Origin of the sequence: Enterovibrio coralii (genome assembly GCF_001559595.1) — a bacterium.
GTDB classification, from domain to species: Bacteria; Pseudomonadota; Gammaproteobacteria; order Enterobacterales; family Vibrionaceae; genus Enterovibrio; species Enterovibrio coralii.
Genome location: NZ_LNTY01000033.1, coordinates 89,106 through 109,520, shown reverse-complemented (window position 1 = coordinate 109,520; position 20,415 = coordinate 89,106). Strand labels below are relative to the sequence as shown.

Here is a 20,415-nt window from a genome sequence, read left to right as displayed (position 1 = left end):
CTGCCAACAAAGGTTCAATCTTTATAGATTACAGATAGATCCCACACTGAAAGCCTAACATGGCGAGTTACAAGACAAGCAAATCAAAATAGAGATCAAAGGGAAAAGACATCGCTATTTTTGCTGCGATATTGAGAAACGTATCGTTACCGAATCATTTCAGGTTCCCTGTTGTTCGCTACTGCGAAGAAGCTGTCCGGTTTGCTCTTCAATCAGTCGGACGATGGAAAGATGCGGTGCCATGTCACCGTACTGTGTAAGCGCATTGCGGTAGCTATCAAACACCCTGTCACCGAGTGCTAAAGGCACGGTCAGATGTTCACCCAATTCACTAATCAGACGCATGTCTTTGGTTGCTAAAGCAAGCGTGAAAGAAGGGTCGTAACTGCCATCCAGCACTTTGGGAACATAGGACTCAACCACATAACTTCTGGCACAGCTGTTTCTCAATACATCCCACAAGGTATCAAGATCCAGCTCAGCTGTTTACCAAGCATTAAAGCTTCGCCAATTCCTTGCGCCACCAAGTAGTTGAGATGGAGCTGGCAAAGTTTACCGACATATCCCGATCCGCTTGGCCCCATAACAACCCGCTTTGCGGTAAACGCACTCAATACATCTTCGTACCGATCCAAAATGCATTTTTTCCCGCCCAGCAGCATGGTCAAGGTTCCCGCTTCTGCGCCCTCTGAACCACCCGTTACTGGCGCATCTACCATTACCAAGCCATGAGGCGCGGCCAGCTTCAGTGCTTCCCAATCAGACAACGCATTGGTGCTGGTCTCAAACCACACTTCAAGTGCTTCAATATTGGCAAAAATCCCCTCTTCACCCAGTGCAACGGCATTCACTTCTTTGGATGTTGGCAACGACGTAAACACAATCGCACAACGCTGAGCGATGTTGGCCACACTCTCACCGTCAAAAGCACCTTTACTCACTAAGGCGTTCACCGCATCTTGGTTGATATCCAGCACCCTAAGTTTGCAGCCGTTGGTTTGGCACCACTCAAGCAAGTTCGCCGCCATGCCGCTGCCCATTTTCCCTAGGCCGATAAATCCGATATCCATGACTACTCCTCAATCCATCAGGTTGTCGGCGCGAACCACGTTTTCTCGTTCAAAATGAATGGGCAGTGCTTCGCCGTACACCGTTTTGGCATGATGAGGCCGGTTCACGGTATAGGGGTCGGTAACATAGGTTGGAAGCGCGATAACGCGCTCGGTTTTTCCCACGATTGGGGTCACGCTGTGAAGAGAATATCTGCCTTTGAAAAGCTGCAAATCTCCTGGCTCAAGCGACAACACATGCACGGGTTTTCGATTGCCTGCCAGCACCTCGGCGACCCCTTCAAAGTTCTCATCATGGGGATTACGAAGGTTTGGACAGTATTCGAAATCACCACCACCTTCGCTTTGCTGAACCAAAATACTAACCGTGAAGTCGTTGCCATCAAAGTGCCATGGAAAGTGGTCGCCTTCCTGCATCACGCTATATGGATTCCTCGCAAGCGGATCTGCCCAGCGATAAATCGGTGCCACACCCAAACATTCTGACAAAAAGTGCACCACAACATCACTGTCGTAAAACTGGCGCAATAACGAGCGAGCTTCGAGTCTGTCGGAATTGATAAATGAGCTCTTTCGACTCATAAAATGGCGTTTTGGATGCGCAGCACTCAATGCAGGATCATCTTCTGAAAAGTACGCGTTTACTGTGTCTTCGGAGCGGCGAATCTCTGTACGTAACCGCCCTACTTCCTCCAACATCGCGTTAATTGCCGCGGGCTGCATAAACTTAGGAACATGCGCGCACCCAGTCTCTGACAGCGATTGATGGCAGTCCGCCACCAGCATTTTTCGCTTGGGGTGATGAATGTCGTGAATAGGGTAAGTGTCTAAATCAATGAGTGCATCCAGTGCGATCTCCGCAGCAGAAAACGCACTTGGGAGCTGAGTATGAAGAGCTTGCAACGTCATATCTTCATCTCCATACCATCAGTGTTTGTAAGAGCTATCAAGCCGATCGCACAGCCGCAGCAGCGCAGGCCATTCATACATCCCCGGAGAGAATGCTTCATACTGCTTGGCACTCAAATTCCAAATATCCTCAGGGCCAGGATCGATATCGAAGCGCGCGCCATTGAGTTGAATCGCCACCTCACACAATCTTACGAGGTAATACATGTTCATGAATGCCTCGCCAGCGGTTTTACCCACGGCAAGAAAACCGTGATTTCGCATCACTAAACATTTGTTGTCACCCAGATTTTCCGCAATGCGAAAACGCTCATCGGGGTCGACGGACAAGCCTTCCCAATCGTGATAACCCACTTTCCCAAAAAGCATTGAGGAGTCTTGTACCCAAAAAGGTATTTCCTTCATGGCAGTTGCCGCTATGGCACTTTTGGGATGCGCATGGAATACAAACTTGTTTTCTGCATGGTTAAGGTGGACAGCACTGTGAATAATAAATCCCGCAGTATTCACATCTTCCGGCCCTTCCAGCACATTGCCCTCTTCATCGACTTTAATCAGGTTTGATGCAGTGACTTCGTCGTACATCAAGCCAAATCTATGCATGTAGAAGTGATGATCTGAGCCAGGTACCCTTGCGGTGATGTGATTCCAAATCGTGTCGTCCCAACCAAAGTGCGCAGTCAGCCTGAACATAGCCGCTAAATCGACCCTGACATTCCATTGTTGTTCTGCCAAAGATGGCATACTCTCTTTGCTCATCGTTGCATTCCTCTTTGCGCCTTTATTGGGTAACTATCCGCCGCGCCTACAGTTTCGGATTACACTTTCGCGACTTGATTATGTATGACTTGCGACATGCCTTGTTGGCAGGGAGGGACGTGTAGGGGAAATGCTACTTCGCCCTTTCTGATCCGCTTTATATTTTCAACGACAACGTGAGCAGCACTTTCTGCCTTCGTCGCACCTGAAATATGGGGCGTAATCCACACCTTTGGATGCTCCCAAAGCACCGAGGTTGAAGGCAAAGGCTCAACGCTGTGCGCATCCAAAACCGCCCCTTTCATTTGCTCAGTGTCTAACTGTTTCAGTAAGGCTTGCTCATCGACCACATCTCCCCTGCTGATGTTCACCAACACCGCATCAACCGGCAGCATTGAGAGTCTGGCTTCATTGAAAAAGTGATGGGTTTGTCGCGTTAAGGGCAGGCAATTCACCACGATGCTGACATCCTGAAAAACCTGCTTCAACGCCGCTTCGCCGCTGTATACGTCCACGCCAGAAACAGATTTGAGTTGGGCATCCCATCCATTGACCCGAAAACCGTTTGCGGAAATTAATGACGCAACCTTGGCACCGATTTGGCCTAATCCGAGTACTGCGACACCATAGTCAGCGACCGCGGGGACATCATACCGGTGCCAATGTTTGAGTAACTGCTGGTGCTGATACCGATCAAAGCTCGGTGAAAATGCAGTACCCAATACAGCGCATAGCGCGCCATCTCCATCACAACGTCGGGGTCAATCAGTCGCACAACAGGCACCGGTGGCAAACAGGTTTCCCGGTCGATGTGTTCTGTCCCTGCCCCCAGCAACAAAATGGCCTTCAAGTTGGGGTAACGATGCAAATCTCCCAGAGGGTGATCCCACACCAAGGCAAACTCCACCTCTTCAGGTGAAATATCGTCGTCTGGGGTCAGCACATCCTCATCCGGTAACAGTGCTTGTAAGGCACGTAACCAAGGTGCATTACCGTAGCCTACGTTGTTCAGCAGAATTGCCATTGTGTCCCTGCCTTGATACTGAGCATCACTCAATCCCGCTCAAATCTTGACCAAAGCTCTGCCATGTGTAAAACAAATATAATTGGAGCCTTAATTCGTGATTTTCGATATCTCACTTATGGGGAGGTGCTCGAATGAACATTGAAACCGTTCGCGCCTTTTTGGAAGTTGTCTCGACAGGCAGTTTTCAACAAGCAGCGGAGAACCTTTACATCACGCAATCGACCATGAGTGCGCGAATAAAAGGGTTGGAAGAAAGGCTCAACCGCCCATTGTTTCAACGAACCCGACATGGGGTTGTGCTCACCACGGGAGGACACAAATTCCTCCGTCACGCCAATACCATGGTCAAAGCCTGGGAGCATGCGCGACTGGAAATTACACTGCCAGAAGACTCTCAATCTGTGGTCACTCTTGGGTTTCATTTGAATGTTTGGCCGCTCTGGGCCAATGATTGGTTTACGTGGATGACAGCACATCATCCCCAATTAGCTACCCAAGCAAGGGCCGATGCCTCCGCCCCTCTGCTAAGCAGTTTAAAAGAAGGGCTCATTGATTTAGCGATTGTTCACGAGCCACAGCAAAGCCCCCAATTGGCGGCGAAGTTTCTGCGTGAAGATGAATTGATTCTGGTTTCCAGTGAAGCACGAGATGTCGAAGCGCGGCAGGTACCCGGTTATCTCTATGTCGATTGGGGAGAAAGCTTTCGCGCACAGCACAACAAGCTCTATCCTGACGCCCCCTACCATCGCATTGAAATCAGTCAGGCTGTTGTCGCATTGGCACACATAGAGCAATACGGCGGCTCAGGCTACTTCCCCAAAAATCTCGTTAACGAACACCTCAAGCAAGGACGCTTACTGGAGGTAGCAGGGGCTGCATCACTCAGCCTTCCAATCTATCTCTCTACCTTCAATACCGTAAAGACGAACCCACCATTCAGGCCGCGATTGATGGCCTTAAGGCAATTGCATGAGCGCAAACATTACCGCGATCAAACGTCAGAAAGTCACCATTCCTTTCTCGCGCCCAATTAAAACTGCCATACATGACATGCGTTCTGTGGGTTGCTTATTGATCACCGTAGAAAGCGACCAAGGGGTTGTCGGAGAGAGCTATTTATTCACACTCAACGGCGTACGACTGAATGCTTTTGATGAAATGGTGAAAGGACTCAGCACGTTTTTCATTGGTGAAGATCCTCGATATATCGAGCGCATTTGGCAGCGAGTTTGGACGGAGGTAAACCCAACAGGCCACAAAGGGGTGACGATTGCTGCGCTTTCGGCGTTGGATACAGCTTGTTGGGACCTCAATGGCAAACTGGCATCTTTACCACTTCATCAGCTTTTCGGAGCTTGCCGAGATGACATTGACACTTACGCAAGCGGTGGGCTTTGGCTTATCGATGAAGAAAAACAGCTCCAACAAGATGCCAAAGACTTCATCGCACAAGGCTTTAGAGCCATGAAAATACGCGTTGGCAGCCAAGACATGCAGCGCGATATCAAGCGCGTTGCTATGGTGAGAGAAACCGTGGGAGATGACATCACCTTATTGGCAGATTGCAATCAGGCGTTGTCCGTCAAACAGGCCATTCGCTTGGGCAAAGCGTTAGCACCTTACGAAATTGCTTGGCTTGAAGAACCCGTCGATGCCGATGATCTTGAGGGGCACGCAGAAGTTAGGCGTTCTCTTGATATGGATATTGCCAGTGGCGAAACCGAGTACACCCGTTTTGGTATGCAAGCCATGCTACAAAAGCGCGCTTGTGATGTTTTGATGCCAGACCTGCAACGAATCGGCGGCTTGAGTGAAATGCGAAAAACCGCGGCTCTCGCATCTGCCTACCACGTCCCGATTTCCACCCATATTTTCACTGAGCACAGTTTAGCGATAGCGGGGAGTGCACCGAATTGCCGCTCGGTTGAACACATGCCTTGGTTTGAATCGCTATTCAATGAGGAAATGATAGTGCGCGAAGGGAAACTCACCATCCCGCATCGCCCCGGTTGTGGCTTCACCTTCAATCATCGCGCCATTGCGAAGATGAAAGTCTGATGCGGGATGTGCGCGCGAAGCCCGCCAACAGTAACGGGCTAGCTAAGGCGGGCTAGACGGTAAAGGTGCCCGACTTGGTTTGATCCCCTTTCGGATCAGGTCCGAAGCGGTTTTCACCCTTGGTGCCTTCAAACGCTTGCATGGCCAACAGCACAAATACGCCGAAAGGAATAAGACCCAATAACGCCCACCAGCCAGTGCGATCGGCATCGTGAAGACGGCGCACGGTAACGGCCAGTGTTGGCAGAAATACGAATAAGGCGTAAATCGTACCCAAGGTACCGATACCAATTTCAGGGTTGAAGGTGCCAAACTGTTCGTCAACCAAAGACAACACCAACGAAATCAGCATATTGAACAGGATGAATATCCAGTACTCTTTTCTGCGTGCTCGGCCTTTAAACACCATGTACTTCTTCAGCACGCCAATATACCAGTCCATTTTCTCTCCTAGGGTATTGCAAGTTTCAATCACCGCCATCCGCGGCCAATGCCGTTACTTTACCAAATAAAGTCCTTTGATGTGTATACCCAATCAACTCGAAGGTGCTCGCATTCAGAGGTTATCAATGCATTGAATTTGGGCGAATTTTGCTAGAAATGGTCATCCGATTTCCCCGGAATTTCGAGATGATTTGGGCGCATTGAAGCCCTCCCTGTGGGCGAGTTGACGAGCATCGTGCTCTTTGTTGCCCCTTTTTGATAGAGGTGACTACACCTACAAAGGGACGCCGCGATCACAACACCCTTCAAACTCGCTGAATACTACATCTTCAAGTTGATTGGGTATAAGGCGTTTTCTCGAATTAATTCCCAATAGAGGTTGAATAGGTTTCCCGTGAATGGGTAACCTGTTTGTTTTCTCATCAACAAACAAGCGTGAACGAATGGATAAGTTTCAGCCCCAACAAACACACATTGGCTGGTTTCCCGTCTTCTTGGCGGTGCTGGCGACGATGAGTTGGGCGGGCAATATCACGCTGGCAAAGTGGCTCAACGCTTCCATTCCTCCCATAGGTTTGGCCTTTTGGCGTTGGACGGTAGCAGCACTCATCATTCTCCCTTTTGTAATCCGCCCAATGCGCGCCATGTGGCCCGTTTGCAGACAACACTTGCCGCTCATGTTTACCCTTAGCTTGCTTGGTGTTGCGGGCTATAACACACTGATCTACATCGCCTTAAAAGACACGCTATCGACAAACGTGTTGATCTTACAGTCTTCTAGTCCACTGATGATTTTGCTGGCACAGTTTGTCTTGCTTAAACAAGCCGCCACTAAACGTCAGGTTTTGGCGATTTCCATCTCCGTCATTGGTGTTTTACTTATCGTTACACAAGGAAATCTGGGTACCAATATCGCCATTGGCAAGAGTGAGTGGATTGCTTTGTTCGCGATATTGGTTTGGGCAACCTACTCAGTACTGGTTCAGAAACTTCCTGCGGAACTCAAAGGTCTGCCCATGCTAGGTTACACCGTCACTTTAGGTGCGTTTCTGTTGCTGCCGTTTTACCTTTGGGAGTCCCTCACAATTGCGCCCATGCCGCTATCTCGTGAGAGTATTTTTCTCGGCCTCTACACAGGTATCTTTGCGTCTGCTATCGCTTTCTTTTGCTGGAACAGTGCCATCCTAAAAATGGGCGCATCCAGAACAGGCCAGTTCATGCACTTAATCCCGGTATTCGGCCTTATTTTCTCAGCGTTGTTGCTAGGAGAAAGAATGGAAACACACCACCTGCTGGGCATTGGATTCATTGTGATTGGCATTGTGATTGCGAACGTCGCTAGCGTTCCCAACAAAAACGACGCTCTCAAAGAGCGTCAAGAAGAGAAGGTCTAAGGATCGAATTCCAGTATTATTTCGCGTCTGGACGCATCTGCCCTAAGCCACGAAACCAATCTTCGATATGATAAGTTTTGACGACTTTGCCATCTTCAATTGTGTGAATGTCTAACGTCATCACAGAGAACGGCTTTCCATTAACCGGCTGACCAAAGAAAGTGTCGCCCGCAGGTGTCCCCGTTAATGTGCCCCTTACGACCACTTCATTTTCTGTGGTGACAGAAATGTCATCTTGCGTCCATTTCATGTCTGGCACCATTTTGGGAAATGCTCCAACGACCGCTTTCATGGTGTCATCAAGATTCTTATAACTCGTGTTGCTGTAGTACGACTGCCAATCTGGCGACATATTGGCTCTCGCTTGAGCCTCTGTATCTTGAAGGCTGAACAAGTCATAAAACGGTTTGACGATTGCCTGCCCTTCTTCAAGGGTAAGCTGCTCGGCAGTTGCAGCACCCGCAAACATCATGCAGCCTAATACCGCGCTCGCTATCATCTTTTTCATCTTTCGCTCCGTGTCGATGTATCTCGTGATATTTCCAAGATAAAATCAAACAGTCGTGAGGATAAGACGCTATATTCAGTATGCTTTGTTCGGATTATCGGAACAGTGAGGAACCATGAAACTGGCTTATCTCAAAGGAATGGCGATCTTTGCTGTGGTGGTAAAAGAGGGAAGTTTTGCGGCAGCGGCAAGAAGGTTGGGGCTCAACCGTTCTGCGGTTAGTGAACAAGTCAGTAAACTGGAAGCGAATCTGAATGTCAGGCTGATACAGCGCACCACAAGACATCTCACGCTGACCACTGATGGAGAGGCCCTTTACCCGTCAGCGCGAACAATTGTTGAAGCCTTAGAGCAAAGCGAAAATCAGCTCAACCTCGACAAACCACATGGCACCGTTCGGCTCACCACCACCTATGATTTTGCGGCAAACTGGCTGTTGCCGCGCCTAGAGGCGTTCAAAGCCCGCTATCCCGATATTCATTTTGATTTTGTCTTGTCAGACAAGCGTATCAACCTTATCGAAGACAAGGTGGATCTCGCCGTTCGCATCGCCAATATCGAAGAAGAAGGTTACATCGCCCGCCCCCTCTTTCATGACAAAGCCAGTGTATATGCCAGTACCGAGTTTCTTAAACGCCACAAGATTTTCGTTGATCATCGCGATTTGGCCGATTTGCCTTGGGCCCTTTTTGAAACCTTAACGCCAAACGACACTGTGACATTGTTAGACGGGCAAGAAGAGTATGCTTTCTCTCCACGTAACTTCGATCGCACCAACTCTCCAACCATGCTGCGAGAGATGGTGCTTTCAGGAAAAACGTTGGGGTTACAACCAGATAGGATGATGGAAGAACCCATCAAACAGGGGAAAGTGTCAAAACTGACCGCATATAATCACGCACGCCGTTTCACGTATTATTTGCTCTATCCATCTAGGCAACACCTTTCCTTGCGAACACGCCTGCTCATCGAGTATTTGATGCAATTCGCAGACAACGCAGCTATCAAACCGGACCGTTAGCGAGACTTTTTGCCTGCTCCCACAAAGATTCAGGTACTTCAACGTCTGTCAGTTCGTTGATAAACTGACCAGGCAAACGGGTTCCTTCATCTTGTGAGACGAGTTCTGCAACCTGTCTGCACCTTTCATAAAAATGCTCGGCGTTTGCTGGGTCAATGATCAGAAAAAATTGTCCCAAATCGTGCGGTTCACCTTGCGGTGCTTTTAGAGGTTTAACAAACTGAGACGCAATGCCACCCGTCATACCTGCGGTCAACAGCTCAGCCATGAGCCCAAAGCCCCACCCCTTATAGCCGCCGGCAGAAACCAATGAACCTGCCAGTGCCTTGTTAGGATCTGTGGTCGGCTGGCCAAATTCGTCCAGTGCCCAGCCTTCAGGGATGGCCTCTCCGGCTTCTTTTGCATGGTAATTTTGCCAAGAGCCACGACAGTGGTCGACTGGTCAAATTGCATCGCAATGCCACCCTTCCCGTCAGGCACCGAGAAGGCAACAGGATTTGTCCCTATGGTGCGCATTTTTCCACCCGGCGGTGCCACGATCGGCGAAGAATTTGTAAAACCAATCGCAACGAAACCGTGTCGTGCCAGTTGCTCAGTGAAAAAGCCCAAAGAGGTACAAGTATGACTGTGCCCGATCGCCAAAGAAGCCGTCCCATTTTCACGCGCCGCAGAAATGGCCGAGGGCAATGCCCGCTCAAAAGCAGGCTGAGCAAAGCCAAACTTGGCGTCCACTTTCACAAAGCCAGGTTTGGGCAGCTAATGTCAGGCTCTGCATCTTTTGACACGCGCCCAGACACGAGCTGCTGACAATAACTCTGCAGGTAATACAACCCACAGATCCTGTTGCTCCGGGATTCATTTTTGGCAACGGCGTGAGCAACAGACTCAGCAATCCACGGTAACGCGCCATGCTTTTCCAACGCTGTTTTACAAACCTGATGAATCTCAGAAATTGTAATCACTGGCATACATACTCCTTCCAACTTTGAAGATTGGCTTATCGGCTCATTTCACCTCTTGCGTCTTTCTCCTTGCTGCTTCGTTCATTTATTACTGGAATTCTGTCGCTGCGTCGCCGAGTGCTTTCCATAAATAGTCTGCACTGGAAATATCGCTCAAAATCAGAAAACGCGTTTGCTTCAATTCGCGCTTTGATACGTTAACCACGACAGATGACACACGCGCCACCGACGTTTGGGCAATCTGCCCCGATTCAAATTCACCCTCAGTAAGATCAACCCCACACACTTTGGCAAACATCGCCGGACAGTCGTCCCCCGTCAGCACGAACAGTGCATGGCTGTGCTGGCAATAAAGACGCGTAACCTGTTTCTCTGTCTCAACTTTCGTCTCTAACTCAGTGATGAACTCTGCGTTTTGGCTGTTTTTATCAATGACCCAAAACTCGGTGTAACTCAGCTTCAACACCCAAAGGCCATCCGGCATTTCTAGGGCTTGATTAGGTTGCGCGGGCACCGATAACCCGTGTTCTTTTAAAAACGATGCCGTTTTCTGACCTCTAAACCCAATACGGTTAGACGTCGTGGCATCAAAAAACGAGATGGACGACAAGCTATAGACTTGCTCAATATTACTCAGACGGTTTTGCGCTTGTGTGCTTACCAAAAACGAAGACATACTAGCTCACCTCCTGCCTTGCCCCTTCGGGGTCGTAAAAAGGTAAAGACACCACTTCCGGCCAGACTTCTTTTCCATCAACGCGAATAGGGAACCGTGTGCCAGTGTCTTGTTGGTCGACGCCCACAAATGCCAGCCCAATGTATGCGTCCAAGGTGGAAGAATACTCACACGAGGTCACATTACCCGTGATGTTCGCTTCGGCTCCCGCTTTATCTAACACCAAATGCCCTTCTTCGGGTTTGTCTGATGTTTTCTCGAGCTTGAATCCAACCAGTTTTCGCGTTTGTTTACGGCGCATCACGATGTCGACAGAGCGCGAACCCACATAAAACGCTTCGCCTTTGCAATTGCCCACGTCAAAGAAAGCTCACCAGGATGAGACATGCCATCCGTATCCTGCCCGACGATAATGTGCCCTTTTTCCAAACGCAGTAGCCGCTGCGCTTCAACGCCAAAGGGGCCCATATCAAACGCTTCACCGGCTGACATCAAGATGTCCCAAATCTTCAGCGCAAACAGCGTCGGCATATGGATTTCGTAACCAAGTTCCCCAACAAACCCCACCCGCATTAACCGCACTGGCATTCCGTAGATATGGCCTTCTCGGTACTCAAGATAAGGAAAGGCTTCTGGAGAAAAATCCACATCGTTACAGACCTTTTCCAACACCTTTCGCGCATTAGGGCCTGCGACATTCACGGCAGAGAAAGCAGACGTCACATTGGCTATATCCACGTCCAACCGCCATTGCGCATTCCACTTTTTCATTTCTCGGAAAACGGCATCCACACCACTCGTAGTAGCCGTCACATAGTAATGATCCTCTGCGATTCGGCAGGCAACGCCATCGTCAATCACGACGCCTTGCTCGTTGGTCAATATGGCGTAACGCGTTCTGCCGACAGGCTGTTTTACAAACGCGAAGGTATACATACGGTTTAGAAACTCTGGCGCATCTGGTCCATATATTTCAATTCCGCCCAACGTGCTGACATCAATGATTCCGACGTTTTTCCTCACGGCTAATGCCTCTTGTTGAATCAAGGCATCGCGATGGCTTTTTTCTCCATAAAATGCAGGCCGCCTCCAAGCCCCTGCGGGCATAAAGTGGGCACCTAACCGCTCATGTCTCTCATGCATCGGTGTTTTACGGACTGGATTAAAAATTCGCCCGGCTAAATACGCGAGTTTTTCCGGCGTGTAAGGTGGCCTTGCCGTGGTCACCCCGGTTTCGCTGACGGTTCTGTCCGTTGCCTTGGCAACCAAACGAGCCGTCGCTAACGCAGAATGACGACCTTGTGATGGCCCCATCCCTACTGTTGAAAAGCGTTTCACTAATTGGATGTCGCGATAGCCAAGGCGTGTCGCGTTGATGATGTCTTTGGTTTGCAGATCTTCATCAAAATCGACAAAGTCTTTGCCCTTTGGGTGAGGAAAGATGGGCCAAGGGAAATTGGTTTGACGGTCACAAACCACTTCTTGCCCACCAAGCTCAGATAAGTTCAAAAGTTGTAAGCAGCGATAGGCCGCTCGTTGACCATCCGCTAAGACCTTTTCCAGGTCGTGAATACCGTTGACTGAGCCCGCAATATGAAGGTTGTCTGGAAGGTTTTTTATGGCGAAACGTGCGGTGTTGTCATCATACGTTAGCTGTGCCCCCGCCTGACACAACAACTGATAAGCGGGCATATACCCCGCTGACATACAAAGCAGATCGCAGGCTATGGTAGCAACCTTTTCCGTCACCTTGTGCGCATCATCGATCGCATACACGTCAACGGAGTCCAGATGATGTTGATTCGCTGTCGCCTCATAGACAGTTGCACCGAGAACGACAGGTATACCCAAGGATTCAACGCAGTCATGCACTTCATGCCGCACAGGTGCCTGTCGCATGTCGATAATGGACGCCACTTCAACACCCTGCTCAGCTAATTCAACCGCACACAGATAACCATCGTCGTTTCCTGTTAAAACAACCGCGGTTTTGCCCGGCTTTACGGCGTAATGTTTCATCAGGCGCATGGCGGCACTGCACAGCACTGCGCCGGGCACATCGTTGTTTCTGAAGACTACATGCTGCTCAAACTCACCCGATGCAACAATGCACTGCTTAGCCCTCACTTTGTACATTCGATTGCCCGTCAACACGGGGAGATAATTGTCTGCATACCACGCATTGCAAACGGCATCCGTCATCACCCGAATCTTCGGATGGTTTAATACCATATACGTCAGCGCACTCAGCATGTCATCGGTATGCTCTCGGTCGACGTCAAACCGGTGGAATGTCAGTGCCCCTCCAAGCTGCTTATTTTCGTCAACCAACAGCACATTTGCGCCATGCTCTGCTGCAGTTATGGCGGCATTTAAGCCAGCAGGCCCGGCACCCACGACCAACACGTCACAAAACAGGTAGCTTTGTCGTGATAGGCGGGTTCGATATCGAGGTTGGCTTCTCCCAATCCCGCTTTCTTTCGGATAAGCGGCTCCCACTTGTCCCAAATACCTTTTGGTTTGTAGAAAGCGCGGTAGTAAAAACCAACGGGCATAAAGCGACCCACCTTTTCCAAGATGGCATCCGCGTCCTTTTCCAAGGAACCGTTGTAGTTTTGCCCCATGACAGAAGGCGCATCGGCAATCCCGATGCGATCGGCCAACACATTGGCTTCATCCGGCAATTGAACCAAAGTATTGGCATCTTGCCCTGCCATCGTCAGCGACCCGCGGGGACGGTGATATTTGAACGATCGGGACATCAGCCATTGGCGGTTCGCAACCAAAGCACTGGCAACCGAGTCGCCTTCAAAGCCAGCATAACTCTGGCCTTCAAATTCAAACCTAACAGGCTTGTCTCTTGAAATTAACGAGCCCATCGGGGGGGCAAGACGATGAAGTTCTGTCATTGTCCCCCTCCTTTTCCTTGTTCTGGGGCGGTGTTAAATACTACTTTTTGCGTGAAAATATCGCTCGGGTCGTAGGTTCGGAGGATCTCATCTGACCCAGTATGTCTTTCTGCGATAAACCAGTAACCAGATGCACTGTGAAACCACCATTCGCGCACGACTTTGATGGTGTTATCCAAATAGAAAACGTATTCAGCCCACTCTTTGTCCGAACAGTCTCGATGGTTTGGCATGACCTTCACTTCACCACCATAGACAAACTCATTGATGTTTCTTGGGCCATTCAAGGGACATGGCATTATCTTCATGACTACTCTCCTAATGCTCGCCGCCGTGGCCCCCATTTCGTTCACTTGTCGAAACTCATCGAATCTATCCATTGAAAAGGGTGCGATCAGATCGGGGACTTTTCCGCCAGACGCCACCAGCTCCGCCATGGTTTTTCCGCAAATCGGTGTCGCTTTAAATCCCCATGTTCCCCACCCGGCATCAAGGTAATAGTTCTCAACAGGGCTAAGTCCCATAATTGGGCTGTAGTCACTGGTCATGTCCGTGGTGCCAGCCCACTGTCGCAGCAGTTTGAAGTTCGCCATAAACGGGAACATCTCAATCGCACTGGCAATTAAGCTTTCTTTTAGTTCCAGCGTCGACCGCGTGTTGTAGAGCGGATAAGGGTCGGAGCCACCGCCAAAGACAATCTCCCCACGGCCCGTTTGCTGAACGTAACAATGCAGAGCGGAGGAACTGACGAGAGGATCGAGGAAAGGTTTCACTGGCGTGGTGACCATGGCTTGAAGTGGGTAGCTAGTGAGGGGCATTCTAAAGCCCGCCATCCCCGCCACGATCGAGCTATGTCCCGCCACGGCTTGCACGACACACCCACAGCCGACGTTGCCTCGGTTTGTGTCGACCGACACAACCTTGCCGTTTGACGTATTGATAGCCGTCACTTCGGTTAATTGGTGAAGTTCGATCCCTCGTTGCGTTGCGCCTTTTGCGTATCCCCACGCCACCGCATCGTGTCTCGCGGTGGCACCATCAATATGCCAAAGTCCCGCCAAAATCGGCATGTCTGCTGGGTTCATATTCAAAGTGGGTACTAACTCGCGAATTTGTTGCGGATCAATGAGTTCAGTGCGTCCACCAAAGTGTTTATTCACTTCTGTGCGTTGACGAAACGAGCGCACAGTCGCATCCGTGTGCGCCAATGTTAGTTGGCCGCGGGAGGAATACATGATGTTAAAATCAAACTCATTGGAGAGCCCTTGGAACAATTTGACGGACTCGCTGTAAAACTTAACACCCTCTGACGTTAGGTAGTTAGAGCGGATGACCGCAGTATTCCTTGCGGTGTTGCCACCACCTAAATACCCCTTTTCCAAAATCGCCACATTGGTAATGCCATGATACTTGGCAAGGTAATAGGCAGTCGCAACACCATGTCCACCACCACCAATGATCACCACGTCGTAATGGCGTTTTAAATCGCCTGGCAACGGTAAATCCGCGTCTCTTTCAAACGGGTAGTCGTTGCTCAAGCCATATTTTAAAAGCGAAAACGGCACTTCAGGCTCCTTCCTTGAACTAGCTCAGACGACAGGCTGTTTAACGCCTCGTTGCTTTGCCGCTGCCAACGTATTCTTGATCAAACACGCGATCGTCATAGGTCCTATGCCACCCGGCACAGGGGTTATCGCTTGGCAAATGTCTGCGACATCAGCGAAATTTACATCGCCAACCAGCTTTCGTTTACCGTCTTGTTCTATGGCATTAATACCCACATCTAGCACTACTGCTCCGGGTTTTACCAAGTGTCTGTCAACGAGTTCAGGCACTCCAACAGCCACCACGAGAATGTCCGCTTGTCTGCACAAACTGGCCGCATCGACCGATTTAGAGTGAACAACCGAGACAGTGCAGTTGGCCTGAAGCAGTAAGCTCGCCATCGGTTTTCCGACAATATTGGAGCGACCTATCACAACGGCGTGCATACCTGAAAGATCGCCGATTTCCCTTTTCAGAATTTCGAGACAGCCGAGCGGCGTGCAGGGCACCAACGTCGCTTGCCCTGTCGACAACCGACCCACATTCATTGGATGGAATCCATCGACGTCTTTCTCTGGCGAAATGAGGTTAATGATGCGTTCTTCAGAAAGGTGGGCGGGTAAAGGAAGTTGAACCAAGATACCATCAATATCATCGCGTTCATTCAGCTCAATCACCACCTCATCCAACGCTTGCTGCGAGCAAGACGCATCGAGTTTTATCACCACACAGTGCAATCCCGCCTTCTCCGCGGTTCGGATTTTGTTGCGCACATAAATCGCACTGGCTGGGTTCTCTCCCACCAGCACCACCGCTAATCCCGGCGTCTGGTAGCCTTGAGCGGTTCTCGCCTTTACTTCTTCAGCCATCTCTTCAACCAAGTGTTCAGCAAGCTGGCGACCATCAATGACATTTACAGACACATTCACCTCAGAAGATCATTGAAAGACAACGGTTTTATTGCCGTACATAAAGACACGGTGTTCCAGATGCAATCTGACGGCCTGCGCAAGCGCAATGGTTTCGGTATCACGCCCTACGGCAACCAGTCGGTCTGACGAATAGGTATGGCTAACGGGCTGAACGCTTTGTTGGATGATTGGCCCTTCATCAAGGTCAGACGTCACGTAATGCGCTGTTGCGCCAATCAATTTCACACCGCGTGCGTGCGCTTGGTGATAGGGCTTGGCACCTTTAAAGCTTGGTAAAAAGGAGTGATGGATGTTGATGGCCTTGCCATGAAGCTTCTTGCAAAGATCATCAGAGAGAATTTGCATGTAGCGCGCTAACACAACTAGTTCGGTGTCGGTTTCTTGGATAACGTCTAACAGCGCCGCTTCTTGTCTTGGTTTGTTCTCGGTATTGATGGGTAACCAGATAAAGCGAATGCCGGCTCGCTCTACGATAGGTCGGAGATCTTTGTGGTTAGACACCACGGCGGTGATCTCCATCGGCAGTTCGCCATTTTCGTGCCTGTACAACAAATCTTTGAGGCAGTGGTCGAATTTGCTGACCATGATCAGCACGCGCATTGGCGTATCCGCATCGAAAAACTGCCAGTCCATATGAAAACGGCTGACTTGCGCTTCAAACCCTTCTCTGATCATCGCTAAATCGACGTCGGGAGACTCAATTCGACAAACGGCACGCATAAAGAAATTGCCATTTTCTTCATCGTCAAATTGATGCAATTCAGAGATATAACAACTATGCCCCGCCAGATAAGACGTGACTGCTGCAAGAATCCCACTCGACGCATCACACGTCGCCTTGAGAACAAACTCCTTTGACGCTTGCATGTTCCATCCCGTTGGTTACCTACTGTCCTTGTCCACTTGATAAGCCAAACGCCAACAAATTGACAGTCCAGATGGACAGACGCGCAGAATGAACACATATTTTATTCATATATGAAGTTTTCATTTATATGTGGGTGAAACATGGGGAAGGCGGACTATCAAGCACAGTCCTTAGCAAGAGGGCTAGAGATCATTGAATTGTTCGATGCCGAACACCGCATCCTTAGCACACACGACTTTGCCGAGCAGTTAGGCGTCAGCCAATCTTCCATTTACCGCATTGTTCAAACCTTGATAGACAAGAATTACCTGCGCAAAGTCGCCAGAAACGCCTATACCCTTGGACCTCAAGTCGTCTCAAGAGGATTTTCATTTCTGGCGGGGCAAGATTTAGTGGACATTGCTGCACCACATTTGAAAAAGCTAAGAGATGAAACCAGTATCTCCTGCCACATGGCGATACGAGATGGACTCGAAACCCTGTATGTCTATCGTGCGCAGGCTTCACAACGGCTATCCGTCAATATTCCTTTGGGGACGCGCCTTCCTTGTCATACCAATGCGATGGGGCGAATTTTGCTGCAACAGCTCAGTGATATTGAGCTCAGTGCTGTGTATCAATCGATTCATTTAGATATGTATCCGCGTCCACATCCACAAACCTTTCCTGAGTTAAAGCACCTTCTTGCCACCGAAAAGAAACAAGGATTCGCTTTAAATCGCTCTGATAATGCAACGGCAATAGCGGCTCCCATCACTGACTATTTGGGTAACATCATCGCCGCTATAAACATTTCCGGTGCAGAGCAAATCATGGATAAACGCCACCAGTTTGAAGCGGCAAAACAAAGCCTTCTCACCACGCGAACGCCATCTCCTGTGAAGCACCCGCCTAAACAGCGAGCATTCGGAGGCGGCAAACGCCAAGTTCAAAGATGTTGTTTGAGCACAAGGTACTAGATTCGCTATCATTGCCCTGTATTTTCAAGGACACGCCAGCATGCTTCATATCTCTCAAACCGTTTCTATTGCCGATGAAGAAATCGAGCTTTCTTACATTCGTGCACAAGGTGCAGGCGGTCAAAACGTCAACAAGGTATCCTCCGCCGTCCATCTTCGCTTTGATATCAATGCGTCCAGCCTGCCTGATTTTTACAAAGAGCGGCTGTTGAACCTAAAAGACAGCCGTATCACCAAAGACGGCGTTATCGTTATCAAGGCTCAGCAATACCGTACCCAAGAGAAAAACCGCGAAGATGCGCTAATGCGCCTAGAAGAGATGGTAAAAAGTGTCGCAAAGGTGCAGAAAGCTCGCCGTGCGACCAAGCCGACTAAATCATCCCAGAGAAAACGCATGGATGGAAAAACGCAGCGTGGCAAGACCAAAGCACTGCGAGGAAAAGTCTCTTTCTGATCTCGCTGACATCACAACTGGATCATCGCTTCGGTGACGTGGCTGTTTTGCCGTGTCACCATAGCACTCAACAATAAAAACAAGGAAAGCCCTAATGGATAAGACGCTTTTCGACAACTACCCGCTCTCTCAAACCCAGAACATCGTCTGGAATGACATGGATGCCTTCCAACACATCAACAACACCGTCTATTTTCGCTATTTCGAAGATGTTCGCGTCGTGATGTTGGAAAAACTTGATGTCTTCAACGAAGTGAAAAGCACACAAATCGGCCCTGTCGTCGCTTCCACGCGCTGCGACTACCGTGCGCCGCTCGTTTATCCCGACACAATTACCACAGTGACTTGGGTAGAAGATATTCAAGAAAAAAAGTACACCATGAAATATCAGATTTTTAGCCATCAACAAGCACGTTGCGTCGCCGAAGGAGAGGCGTTAATTGTGTATTGTGATTTCAAGACCGGAAAGAGTGCGCCTATTCCCGCACACACCCTTGATGGTTTGCAGAACTACGTGAAATCCGATGGCTGACATACTCTCCCTCGTACAACTCCGCTCAGCGTTTTCTCCCGACGGCGTGCCCACGTTGTCGGCAGACCTTACTGAAGGTAACCACTTTGTGCTCACCGGCCCATCAGGCTGCGGAAAGTCCAGCCTTCTAAAAGTTATCGCCGCGCTACAGCCTGCAAAAGAAGGGACGATGAGCTGGCAAAGTCGAGAAATTGAACCTGCTCACTTTGCCTGGTGGCGTAGCCAGTTTTGTTACTTGCCGCAAGAACCTGTAATGGGAGCAGAAACACTTCAAGGCGCACTCGAATTGCCCTGGGCATTGGGTGCGGTGAAATCGACGTTCCTCGTCGATGTCGCACAACATGTCCTTCACGCGTTAGGACTCAAGCACGCGCTCGACACAGAAATCAACACACTCTCTGGCGGGGAAAAACAGCGCGTCGCAATTGCTCGCGCGCTTTTGTTGGATAAGCCCATTTGGTTGATGGATGAACCCACATCGGCGTTAGATGCAGACAGTCGCGACAACCTTATTGCACTTCTCGCAGATAAACCGACGATTCGAATTTCTATTTCTCATGATCCCGTTTGGGTAGAGAGCGCGACGCAATCCTTCGTGATGGGAGGATCCTGATGAACGAGGCATTGAACATCAGCAATTGGGCATTGGCTGGCTTGTATCTGGCTTTTCTTATTCCACTGTTTCTGTTCCAGCGCTTTAGCCTTGGTCTGAGCAAAGATCTGATTTCATCTGTCACTCGAATGACACTGCAGCTCGCAGTGGTGGGTTTATACCTTCAGACACTCTTTGATTTCGCCAACATCTGGCTAAATACCGCTTGGCTTTTGGTGATGATGTGTGTGGCGAGTTGGACTATTTGCAAGCAATCTGGCGTCAATCGTAAAAGCTTGCTGACTCCGATCTTTATCGGGCAACTCGTTGCCATGCTGTTTATTTTGCCTTTGCTAACTATTGGCGTTATTCAAGCGGATCCTTGGTGGCAAGCACAGTATCTGATCCCCATTGCAGGCATGTTGTTAGGGAATGCGTTAACCGCGAATGTACTGGCCATCGAGCGTTTCTTTTCGGCGTTAAAAACACGCCATGCAGAGCTGCAATATTACGTTGCTCTTGGAACACCACAACCGACCAAGCCCTTTTTCAAAGAAGCTATGACAGCCGCGTTAAGACCACCGTTGGCCTCCATGAGTACCCTTGGCATTGTTGCACTGCCGGGCATGATGACAGGTCAAATCCTCGGTGGTACATCACCCTTGTTGGCGGTGAAATACCAGTTGGTGATCATGGTGGCGATATTTATCAGTGTCACCTTATCCGTTTCCACCACCCTTTGGCTTTCAAGCCGAGCGATTATTGATGATTACGGACAATTGAAATAAGCCTTAAC

At 49.6% G+C, this 20,415-nt stretch carries 25 protein-coding genes and 1 pseudogene; 9 read left to right on the top strand and 17 right to left on the bottom strand.

What is annotated here, in order from left to right:
- Window positions 1-159: 159 nt before the first annotated feature.
- Genes ATN88_RS26140 through ATN88_RS25825 form a run of 6 tightly spaced genes read right to left on the bottom strand, consistent with a single transcriptional unit; the run spans window position 160 to window position 3,762 of the window.
- Entirely contained in the window at window positions 160-462 is a 303-nt protein-coding gene (locus ATN88_RS26140) for an NAD-binding protein (protein ID WP_198158372.1), read from the bottom strand.
- Entirely contained in the window at window positions 447-1,070 is a 624-nt protein-coding gene (locus ATN88_RS11170) for an NAD(P)-dependent oxidoreductase (protein ID WP_198158371.1), read from the bottom strand. The genes ATN88_RS26140 and ATN88_RS11170 overlap by 16 nt, the downstream gene beginning before the upstream one ends.
- Before the next feature lie 9 nt (window positions 1,071-1,079).
- Entirely contained in the window at window positions 1,080-1,979 is a 900-nt protein-coding gene (locus tag ATN88_RS11165; protein ID WP_067415550.1) for a HalD/BesD family halogenase, read from the bottom strand.
- Window positions 1,980-1,997: 18 nt separating this feature from the next.
- Window positions 1,998-2,738, bottom strand: coding sequence for a class II aldolase/adducin family protein (locus ATN88_RS11160; RefSeq protein WP_067415547.1), 741 nt, complete (start codon window positions 2,736-2,738; stop codon window positions 1,998-2,000).
- Window positions 2,739-2,797: 59 nt separating this feature from the next.
- Window positions 2,798-3,460 (bottom strand): NAD(P)-dependent oxidoreductase, encoded by a 663-nt coding sequence (locus ATN88_RS11155; protein WP_083539471.1) that lies wholly within the window; start codon window positions 3,458-3,460, stop codon window positions 2,798-2,800.
- Window positions 3,343-3,762, bottom strand: coding sequence for a Rossmann-fold NAD(P)-binding domain-containing protein (locus tag ATN88_RS25825; RefSeq protein WP_067415541.1), 420 nt, complete (start codon window positions 3,760-3,762; stop codon window positions 3,343-3,345). The genes ATN88_RS11155 and ATN88_RS25825 overlap by 118 nt, the downstream gene beginning before the upstream one ends.
- A 134-nt stretch (window positions 3,763-3,896) precedes the next feature.
- On the opposite strand from ATN88_RS25825, the gene ATN88_RS11145 reads away from it, so the two are divergent.
- On the top strand, window positions 3,897-4,799 hold the full coding sequence (locus ATN88_RS11145) for a LysR family transcriptional regulator (protein WP_067415538.1): 903 nt from the start codon (window positions 3,897-3,899) through the stop codon (window positions 4,797-4,799).
- Window positions 4,735-5,823, top strand: a complete 1,089-nt coding sequence (locus ATN88_RS11140; RefSeq protein ID WP_067415535.1) for a mandelate racemase/muconate lactonizing enzyme family protein — start codon at window positions 4,735-4,737, stop codon at window positions 5,821-5,823. The genes ATN88_RS11145 and ATN88_RS11140 overlap by 65 nt, the downstream gene beginning before the upstream one ends.
- A 52-nt stretch (window positions 5,824-5,875) precedes the next feature.
- On the opposite strand, the gene ATN88_RS11135 is transcribed toward ATN88_RS11140, so the two are convergent.
- Window positions 5,876-6,265, bottom strand: a complete 390-nt coding sequence (locus tag ATN88_RS11135) for a DUF805 domain-containing protein (protein ID WP_067415532.1) — start codon at window positions 6,263-6,265, stop codon at window positions 5,876-5,878.
- A 445-nt stretch (window positions 6,266-6,710) separates the two neighbouring features.
- Here ATN88_RS11135 and ATN88_RS11130 point away from each other — a divergent pair, with 445 nt between their 5' ends.
- Window positions 6,711-7,661, top strand: a complete 951-nt coding sequence (locus ATN88_RS11130) for a DMT family transporter (RefSeq protein WP_067415599.1) — start codon at window positions 6,711-6,713, stop codon at window positions 7,659-7,661.
- A 16-nt stretch (window positions 7,662-7,677) separates the two neighbouring features.
- Here ATN88_RS11130 and ATN88_RS11125 read toward each other — a convergent pair whose 3' ends face one another.
- Complete coding sequence (locus tag ATN88_RS11125) at window positions 7,678-8,169, bottom strand: ester cyclase (protein ID WP_067415529.1); 492 nt, start codon at window positions 8,167-8,169, stop codon at window positions 7,678-7,680.
- Between the two features lie 115 nt (window positions 8,170-8,284).
- Between ATN88_RS11125 and ATN88_RS11120 the strand changes: the two genes are divergently transcribed.
- On the top strand, window positions 8,285-9,190 hold the full coding sequence (locus ATN88_RS11120) for a LysR family transcriptional regulator (RefSeq protein WP_067415526.1): 906 nt from the start codon (window positions 8,285-8,287) through the stop codon (window positions 9,188-9,190).
- Here ATN88_RS11120 and ATN88_RS11115 read toward each other — a convergent pair.
- From ATN88_RS11115 to purU, 9 genes and pseudogenes are all read right to left on the bottom strand, one after another.
- Window positions 9,174-9,922 (bottom strand): annotated as a pseudogene (locus tag ATN88_RS11115) (Ldh family oxidoreductase). The gene ATN88_RS11120 and the pseudogene ATN88_RS11115 sit on opposite strands and share 17 nt — an antisense overlap.
- Before the next feature lie 2 nt (window positions 9,923-9,924).
- Window positions 9,925-10,158: a hypothetical protein gene (locus ATN88_RS27245; protein ID WP_232313117.1), complete on the bottom strand. Its 234-nt coding sequence runs from the start codon at window positions 10,156-10,158 to the stop codon at window positions 9,925-9,927.
- An 82-nt stretch (window positions 10,159-10,240) separates the two neighbouring features.
- Window positions 10,241-10,828 carry a hypothetical protein gene (locus tag ATN88_RS11110; RefSeq protein ID WP_067415523.1) on the bottom strand — a complete coding sequence of 196 codons (588 nt, stop codon included), beginning with the start codon at window positions 10,826-10,828 and terminating at the stop codon, window positions 10,241-10,243.
- 1 nt (window position 10,829) lies between these two features.
- Complete coding sequence (locus ATN88_RS27240; protein WP_232313115.1) at window positions 10,830-11,156, bottom strand: glycine cleavage T C-terminal barrel domain-containing protein; 327 nt, start codon at window positions 11,154-11,156, stop codon at window positions 10,830-10,832.
- Window positions 11,129-13,225, bottom strand: a complete 2,097-nt coding sequence (locus tag ATN88_RS27235; RefSeq protein ID WP_269748133.1) for an FAD-dependent oxidoreductase — start codon at window positions 13,223-13,225, stop codon at window positions 11,129-11,131. Before ATN88_RS27235 ends, ATN88_RS27240 begins: the two co-directional genes overlap by 28 nt.
- The gene (locus tag ATN88_RS27225) at window positions 13,201-13,737 is read right to left on the bottom strand and encodes a 2Fe-2S iron-sulfur cluster-binding protein (RefSeq protein WP_232313112.1); all 537 of its coding nucleotides are present in this window, start codon (window positions 13,735-13,737) and stop codon (window positions 13,201-13,203) included. The genes ATN88_RS27235 and ATN88_RS27225 overlap by 25 nt, the downstream gene beginning before the upstream one ends.
- Entirely contained in the window at window positions 13,734-15,302 is a 1,569-nt protein-coding gene (locus ATN88_RS11100) for an FAD-dependent oxidoreductase (RefSeq protein ID WP_232313110.1), read from the bottom strand. The genes ATN88_RS27225 and ATN88_RS11100 overlap by 4 nt, the downstream gene beginning before the upstream one ends.
- A gap of 24 nt (window positions 15,303-15,326) precedes the next feature.
- The gene (folD, locus tag ATN88_RS11095; protein WP_456297734.1) at window positions 15,327-16,211 is read right to left on the bottom strand and encodes a bifunctional methylenetetrahydrofolate dehydrogenase/methenyltetrahydrofolate cyclohydrolase FolD; all 885 of its coding nucleotides are present in this window, start codon (window positions 16,209-16,211) and stop codon (window positions 15,327-15,329) included.
- Between the two features lie 9 nt (window positions 16,212-16,220).
- The gene (purU, locus tag ATN88_RS11090) at window positions 16,221-17,081 is read right to left on the bottom strand and encodes a formyltetrahydrofolate deformylase (RefSeq protein WP_067415520.1); all 861 of its coding nucleotides are present in this window, start codon (window positions 17,079-17,081) and stop codon (window positions 16,221-16,223) included.
- 141 nt (window positions 17,082-17,222) lie between these two features.
- Here purU and ATN88_RS11085 point away from each other — a divergent pair, with 141 nt between their 5' ends.
- The 5 genes from ATN88_RS11085 (at window position 17,223) to ATN88_RS11065 (ending at window position 20,407) form a co-directional block, all read left to right on the top strand.
- Entirely contained in the window at window positions 17,223-18,041 is an 819-nt protein-coding gene (locus ATN88_RS11085) for an IclR family transcriptional regulator (protein WP_083539470.1), read from the top strand.
- Between the two features lie 40 nt (window positions 18,042-18,081).
- Window positions 18,082-18,495, top strand: a complete 414-nt coding sequence (gene arfB, locus ATN88_RS11080; protein ID WP_067415517.1) for an alternative ribosome rescue aminoacyl-tRNA hydrolase ArfB — start codon at window positions 18,082-18,084, stop codon at window positions 18,493-18,495.
- 94 nt (window positions 18,496-18,589) lie between these two features.
- A complete protein-coding gene (locus tag ATN88_RS11075; protein ID WP_083539469.1) occupies window positions 18,590-19,027 on the top strand; it encodes an acyl-CoA thioesterase in 438 nt (145 codons plus the stop codon).
- Window positions 19,020-19,640 (top strand): ABC transporter ATP-binding protein, encoded by a 621-nt coding sequence (locus tag ATN88_RS11070; RefSeq protein ID WP_067415514.1) that lies wholly within the window; start codon window positions 19,020-19,022, stop codon window positions 19,638-19,640. Before ATN88_RS11075 ends, ATN88_RS11070 begins: the two co-directional genes overlap by 8 nt.
- The gene (locus ATN88_RS11065) at window positions 19,640-20,407 is read left to right on the top strand and encodes an ABC transporter permease (protein ID WP_067415512.1); all 768 of its coding nucleotides are present in this window, start codon (window positions 19,640-19,642) and stop codon (window positions 20,405-20,407) included. Before ATN88_RS11070 ends, ATN88_RS11065 begins: the two co-directional genes overlap by 1 nt.
- The last annotated feature ends 8 nt before the right edge of the window (window positions 20,408-20,415 follow it).